Source organism: Metabacillus niabensis (assembly GCF_902829255.1).
Classification (GTDB): domain Bacteria; phylum Bacillota; class Bacilli; order Bacillales; family Bacillaceae; genus Metabacillus; species Metabacillus niabensis.
This window is the reverse complement of the sequence record NZ_CADEPK010000206.1, coordinates 1-5,789: the sequence shown is the minus strand read 5'-3', so window position 1 is coordinate 5,789 and position 5,789 is coordinate 1. Positions and strand designations below refer to the sequence as shown.

6 protein-coding genes are annotated in these 5,789 nt (G+C 34.5%); 2 read left to right on the top strand and 4 right to left on the bottom strand.

Features of this window, described 5'->3' with window-relative positions:
- Window positions 1-346: hypothetical protein (locus tag HU235_RS13640; RefSeq protein ID WP_095302081.1), on the bottom strand; the 346-nt coding region annotated here is incomplete at its 3' end.
- A 261-nt stretch (window positions 347-607) separates the two neighbouring features.
- On the opposite strand from HU235_RS13640, the gene HU235_RS13635 reads away from it, so the two are divergent.
- Window positions 608-934, top strand: coding sequence for an antibiotic biosynthesis monooxygenase family protein (locus HU235_RS13635; RefSeq protein ID WP_095302080.1), 327 nt, complete (start codon window positions 608-610; stop codon window positions 932-934).
- 452 nt (window positions 935-1,386) lie between these two features.
- Here HU235_RS13635 and HU235_RS13630 read toward each other — a convergent pair whose 3' ends face one another.
- The gene (locus HU235_RS13630; RefSeq protein WP_095302079.1) at window positions 1,387-1,635 is read right to left on the bottom strand and encodes a YuzB family protein; all 249 of its coding nucleotides are present in this window, start codon (window positions 1,633-1,635) and stop codon (window positions 1,387-1,389) included.
- A gap of 73 nt (window positions 1,636-1,708) precedes the next feature.
- The gene (gene murB / locus HU235_RS13625; protein ID WP_174880548.1) at window positions 1,709-2,638 is read right to left on the bottom strand and encodes a UDP-N-acetylmuramate dehydrogenase; all 930 of its coding nucleotides are present in this window, start codon (window positions 2,636-2,638) and stop codon (window positions 1,709-1,711) included.
- A 296-nt stretch (window positions 2,639-2,934) separates the two neighbouring features.
- Here murB and HU235_RS13620 point away from each other — a divergent pair, with 296 nt between their 5' ends.
- Window positions 2,935-3,804 (top strand): Cof-type HAD-IIB family hydrolase, encoded by an 870-nt coding sequence (locus tag HU235_RS13620; protein WP_145581874.1) that lies wholly within the window; start codon window positions 2,935-2,937, stop codon window positions 3,802-3,804.
- A gap of 60 nt (window positions 3,805-3,864) precedes the next feature.
- Here the strand turns inward: HU235_RS13620 and HU235_RS13615 are convergent, their stop codons facing one another.
- The gene (locus HU235_RS13615; protein ID WP_174880547.1) at window positions 3,865-5,709 is read right to left on the bottom strand and encodes a beta-glucoside-specific PTS transporter subunit IIABC; all 1,845 of its coding nucleotides are present in this window, start codon (window positions 5,707-5,709) and stop codon (window positions 3,865-3,867) included.
- Window positions 5,710-5,789 lie beyond the last annotated feature (80 nt).

Genomic DNA, 5,789 nt, shown 5'->3' with positions numbered 1-5,789 from the left:
ACATTGAGGTAATTAGTAGCATTAGAAACATTAGAATCGCTAATAATATGCTCAAAAAAATACTTGCTAAAGATATAATGATATTCCTTTTTATTTCTTTTACTCCAACAACGAGACCAAATATAATCGTACCTAACCAATAAATATTAGCTACTGTTTCATTAAATTTTTCTAAGATTCCACTAAAGAATAAAACAAACAGAATTAGTTGTAGTAATAGCGAACAAACTCCGAGAATGCTTGGTTTATTTGTTGTTTTCTTTTTCTTATATAAAGTAACACCTACCACAAAGAAAAGAAAAGCCAAACATACAACAAACAACATAATAAAACTAGTAAATGCCATACATTTCCCTCAAATCTTTTTTAATTTAGTTTAGTTAAATGCATTCATTTAACCTTTCCTTAGTCCCATAAATTATATCTTAATATACCCAGTAATTCTATGTATAAATTTTTCTGTATTTTCAATAAGTTAATTAGCAATTCATTAAATTGATATACCCTCTAAAAAAAATCAGTTATTATCATAGTATTATACATTTACTTTATTAATCTAAATCGAAAGCTATTCTAAATAAAGGAATTAATATTGGAGGAATTAATAATGGACAAAAAAATCAATAAACCGCACCCACCCTATTATGCAGTAATCTTTTCTTCCCAGAGAACAGAAGGGGATAATGGGTATGGAAAAATGTCAGAAGCTATGGAAAAGCTAGCTTCTGAGCAACAGGGATTTTTAGGTATGGAAAGTGCAAGGGATAACAAGCTAGGTATTACAGTATCTTATTGGAGATCGTTAGAAGACATTAAAAATTGGAAGGAAAACTCCGCCCATAAAATTGCACAGGATAAGGGCAAACGAGAATGGTATAAAAGTTACCAAGTTCGAATTTGTAAAGTTGAGAGGGATTATTTATTTGAAGGATAATTCACCAATGGCAAAAGAAAAGCGCATGGAACAAGTCAGACCCCAAAAAGTTAGTTCTTTCGCTCTTACTTTTGGTGGTAACCACCCACTCCATGCGTTTTTTCTTATGAACAATTCGAAATCCTTATAAAAACATTACAGCTAAATACGTTATAGTGAAATAACATTCGGACTGATTAATTCATCTCGATTATTTTTGGCATATAGACAGTTTCATTGAAGCATACTATCGCAACAACATCTTTTTTCAACATTCACTTACTCTCGTCCGATTTCTAACTGAAATTACATTAACTATTCTTCATCTATATATAATTTGTAGTATACCGAACTCTACGCTTTCTAGAATGACCCGCTCCCAAATAGCATTCATACCTTACACATCTTCTAGCTAAGGAGTATGCCTTCCTTAAAAACTTAGTGCGATTTCTCACCTAATAGGTCAAATATTATTACAATGAATACTCCGCCAACTCAGCTTCGATTTGTTCTTTAATTAATGCCAAGCATTCTTCTGATGTTTTGGCAAAAATTCGTTTTCCGTTTACAATTGCATATGGTCTCTTTGCACACATTCCACAAAAGGAAAGGCAGCTACTTTCAATCACTGCCACTTCTGGATATTGTGCTTCCAAAATGCTTTCGATATCAAGCTCATTAATTAAGCTACCATCACATATTTCAACGACAACGATTCCCATCTGCCTTACCTCCTTACTTCATGGAATTTTTTATAAAGCAATTTACTTCAATAACTCAAATTAATGAAAACGATCAATCAGCATCGCTTTCATCTCGGCCAATGATCATTACCTCTGTTTCTAAATCTACCGCAAATTTCTCTTTTACCGTTCTTTGGATAATATTAATCAAATCGGTATAATCCTTTGCAGTCGCATTATCAACATTCACGATGAATCCAGCATGCTTCGTAGAAACCTCGGCACCACCAATTCTTAATCCTTGTAGACCACAATCCTGGATAAGCTTGCCAGCAAAATAGCCAGGAGGTCGTTTAAATACACTACCACATGACGGATACTCCAATGGCTGTTTACTTTCTCTAAGGAAAGTATTCTCATCCATCTTCGCTTTTATTTTCTCATAGCTTGCTTCCTCGAGACTAAATTCTGCCTCTAGTACAATATAATTCTTTTTTGAAATAATACTTTTTCTGTATTCTAACGAAAGTTCCTCATTTGATAAAGTAAATCTCTCACCTTCCTCATTCATAAGCAACGCACTTTTTAAAACATCTGAAATCTGTCCGCCATACGCTCCAGCATTCATATACAGTGCTCCGCCAACAGTTCCAGGAATCCCGCAGGCAAACTCTAGGCCAGATAAATTTTTTGCTAACGCATATCTTGACACATCAATAATTGCAGCACCTGATTGTGCATATATTGTGTTGGACTCAGCTCTTATTTCTTGCATTGCCACAAGACTTATTGTTAATCCGCGAATCCCCTTATCTTTTACAATTAAATTAGAACCGTTACCAATCAATGTAACAGGAACTCCGTATTCCTTTGAAAGTTTGATAATCTTTTCTAATTGATCATACGTTGTTGGGGTAGCAAACACATCAGTTTCTCCCCCTAATCTTGTGTACGTATGCTTTTTTAATGGTTCAAAAAATTTAATCTGATCTTCTGTTAATATCTTAAGCAGCTTTTCTTTATATGTTAAATCAATTTTCATCTGAATCTTCCTGTTCAATAAATTTTATTGCCCTTTATATTTTATATAGTAAGGTATAAAAAGTATATGACCCATTACACCATAATGTCATTGTTTTTGCAAATATTCAAGTTGTCTTCTAATACAGAAAAAATTTACATAAAATTAAAGGAAGCTATACATACTTCACTATCGTAAAAAACCAATGAAGTGTATACTAAAAATAAGATTAATTGTTTTATATATTTAATCAGTATATAATTTTTTTGCTTACTATTCTAGATATTTATTTTTATTATCTTAAAGGAGGATACATTGTGAAACTCTTAGCGACTGATTTAGACGGAACATTACTAAACGAAAATCATGAGATTAGTGCAGAAAATGTTCAAGCGATTAAAAAAGCTGAGAAGCATGGCATACAAGTTGTTGTCGCTACAGGGCGCACTTACCATGCTGCGAAAAAACCTCTAGAGGCAGCTGGTCTTAATCTTCCTATAATTTGTTTAAATGGCGCAAAAATTTATAACAATGCTGGCCAATTACTAAAAAGTACTCCATTAGAAGAACAAGACTGTAAAAGAATTCAGGCAATTTGTGAAAAAGAAGGCTTATATTTTGAAGTATTTACAAACCAGGGCGGATTTACAAAAAGCCGTGAAGGTTTTTTACAGGTCATGATTGATATTATGATGTCTTTCCATCCAACTACTTCACGAGAAGAAATTCGCGAGATGGCATTGCAGCGTTTTCAGGATGAAGAAATAAAAATTACTCCAGATATGAATGAACTATTCGAGCGTGAAGACATAATCGTCTATAAAATTCTTGCATTTTCTATGAAAAATGAAAATTTAAACCCTATTTATCTTCAATTAAAAGACAAGGAAGACTTAGCTATTACCTCATCAGGCTTTTCAAATCTAGAATTTAATCATAAAGATGCACAAAAAGGACCTGCTCTTGAACACTTTGCAAAAACGCTCAATATCGCTATGAAAGATGTAATGGCGATTGGAGATAGTTATAACGATGTTTCAATGCTAACGATGGCTGGACGCGGTGTTGCAATGGGAAATGCCGATAATGAAATCAAGCAGTTGTGCAACTTCACAACAAAAACAAATAGAGAACATGGCTTTGCACATGCAGTAGAGGAAATGCTTGACGAATTAAAAGTAAAATAGACATATTATTAGTGACAATCTCGTTATCACAATGAAGATTGTCACTAAATTGGGCTTTTACTATTTTACTATCGTAATCAAACGCTCCCCTACTTCAACATTTTCTGCTTCAATACTTATCACATCAAGATATTCCATTGAATTGGTGATCACAATTGGTGTTGTAATCGAACATCCGGCATGGACAATGCCCATAATATCAAAGGTAGCCAGTAATTGGCCCTTTGTAATTTTATCACCTTTATTTATTTGTACATCAAAATCCTTTCCACCTAGTTGTACAGTATTCATCCCAATATGAATAAGAATTTCAATCCCTGCATCAGAGGTAATTCCAAACGCGTGATTAGACGGAAAAATGGATGTAACGACGCCGTTTACTGGAGAAAACAACTTCCCTTCAGTCGGAATAATTGCCACACCACCTCCAATCGCACCAGAAGAAAACACTTCATCTTCAACTTGTTCTAAAGGAATAACTGCTCCTGCTAAAGGACTATATATGATTGAATCCTCGATTGCTGGATGCTCTGCTTTAGATGAAGGTACTATCTCATCATCTTCTTCTTCATCCCTATAACCAAATAAAAATGTTCCTATAGCTGCAATGCAAACAGCAATGATAATCGCAATAATAAATAATGGAAAGCCTTGTCCGAAATAAACTGGTAAGGTCGTAAGTCCAGGAACTGCTACTGAATTAGCTGCAGCACCAGAAACTCCGACGATTGCCCCACCGACTGCTCCACCGATACACCCGATTATAAACGGCTTTTTAAAACGCAACGTAATCCCATATATAGCTGGTTCTGTAATGCCTAGAACCCCTGCAAATGTAGCTGGACCTGAAATAGCCTTCACTTGCTTATTCCGCGTTTTTAGCCAAACTCCTAAGGTTGATCCAGCCTGAGCAAAAATTGCAGGTGTAAGCATCGCAGCAAATGTGTCTAAACCAAATTGAGATAGATTATTTACTGCAATTGGTACAAGACCCCAATGAAGACCAAAAATAACAAGAATTTGCCAGAAAAAGCCGACGATTGCACCTGCTATAAATGGACTGCCTTCATACAAAAATGAATAACCAATTCCTAGCCATTTGCTAACAATCGTGCCAAAAGGTCCAAAAACTAATAAAGTTAACGGTACCATTGTCGCGATTAAAAATAATGGTGTGAAAAACGTTCTAATTGAAGAATGAAACCATTTATTAATAATTGGCTGAATTTTTGACATAACATAAACAGCTATGATTATCGGAATCACAGAGGTTGAATAGTTTGTTAAAAAAATCGGTAGCCCCAAAAATGTAATATCCAATCCTTCATTATAAATTTCAATTAAATCCGGATACAATAAGGCACCAGCAATTACGACAGATATATATGGATCCGTTCGAAATTTTCGTGCCGATGTAATCGCAAGCAAGATTGGCATAAAATAAAACAAACTATCTGCTGCAGCGTGCAATATTTGATACGTACCTTCCTCTTTCACTATCCAACCAAAGTCAACTGCTAAAATAAGCAAGCCCTTTAATATACCGACACCTGCCATTGCCCCTAATAAAGGGGTAAAAATGCTTGAAATAACATCTATTGCACGATTAAAAAAACTCTCCTTATCTTCATCTTGTGCTTCCTCTTCTTTTACATCATCAAGGTTTGTTGCCATCATTATTTCACGATAGACCTCATTAACATCTGGTCCGATGACAATTTGAAATTGTCCAGCCATTTCCATGACTTGAATAACATTTGGAAGTTTCTTAAGCATAGCTTTATTTGCTTTTTCTCTATTTTTAAGTTTAAAACGTAGCCTTGTTGTACAGTGAACTAGAGCGGTTACATTTTGTTCACCACCAACAAGAGTTAAAATTTCCTTTGCTAATTTGGAATGATCCATTTGGCGATCCCCCTAATTGGGTTAATAGTCCCTTATAATTAGAATACAATGAAAAAAAGGAAAGTGGAAGTGTATAGAAT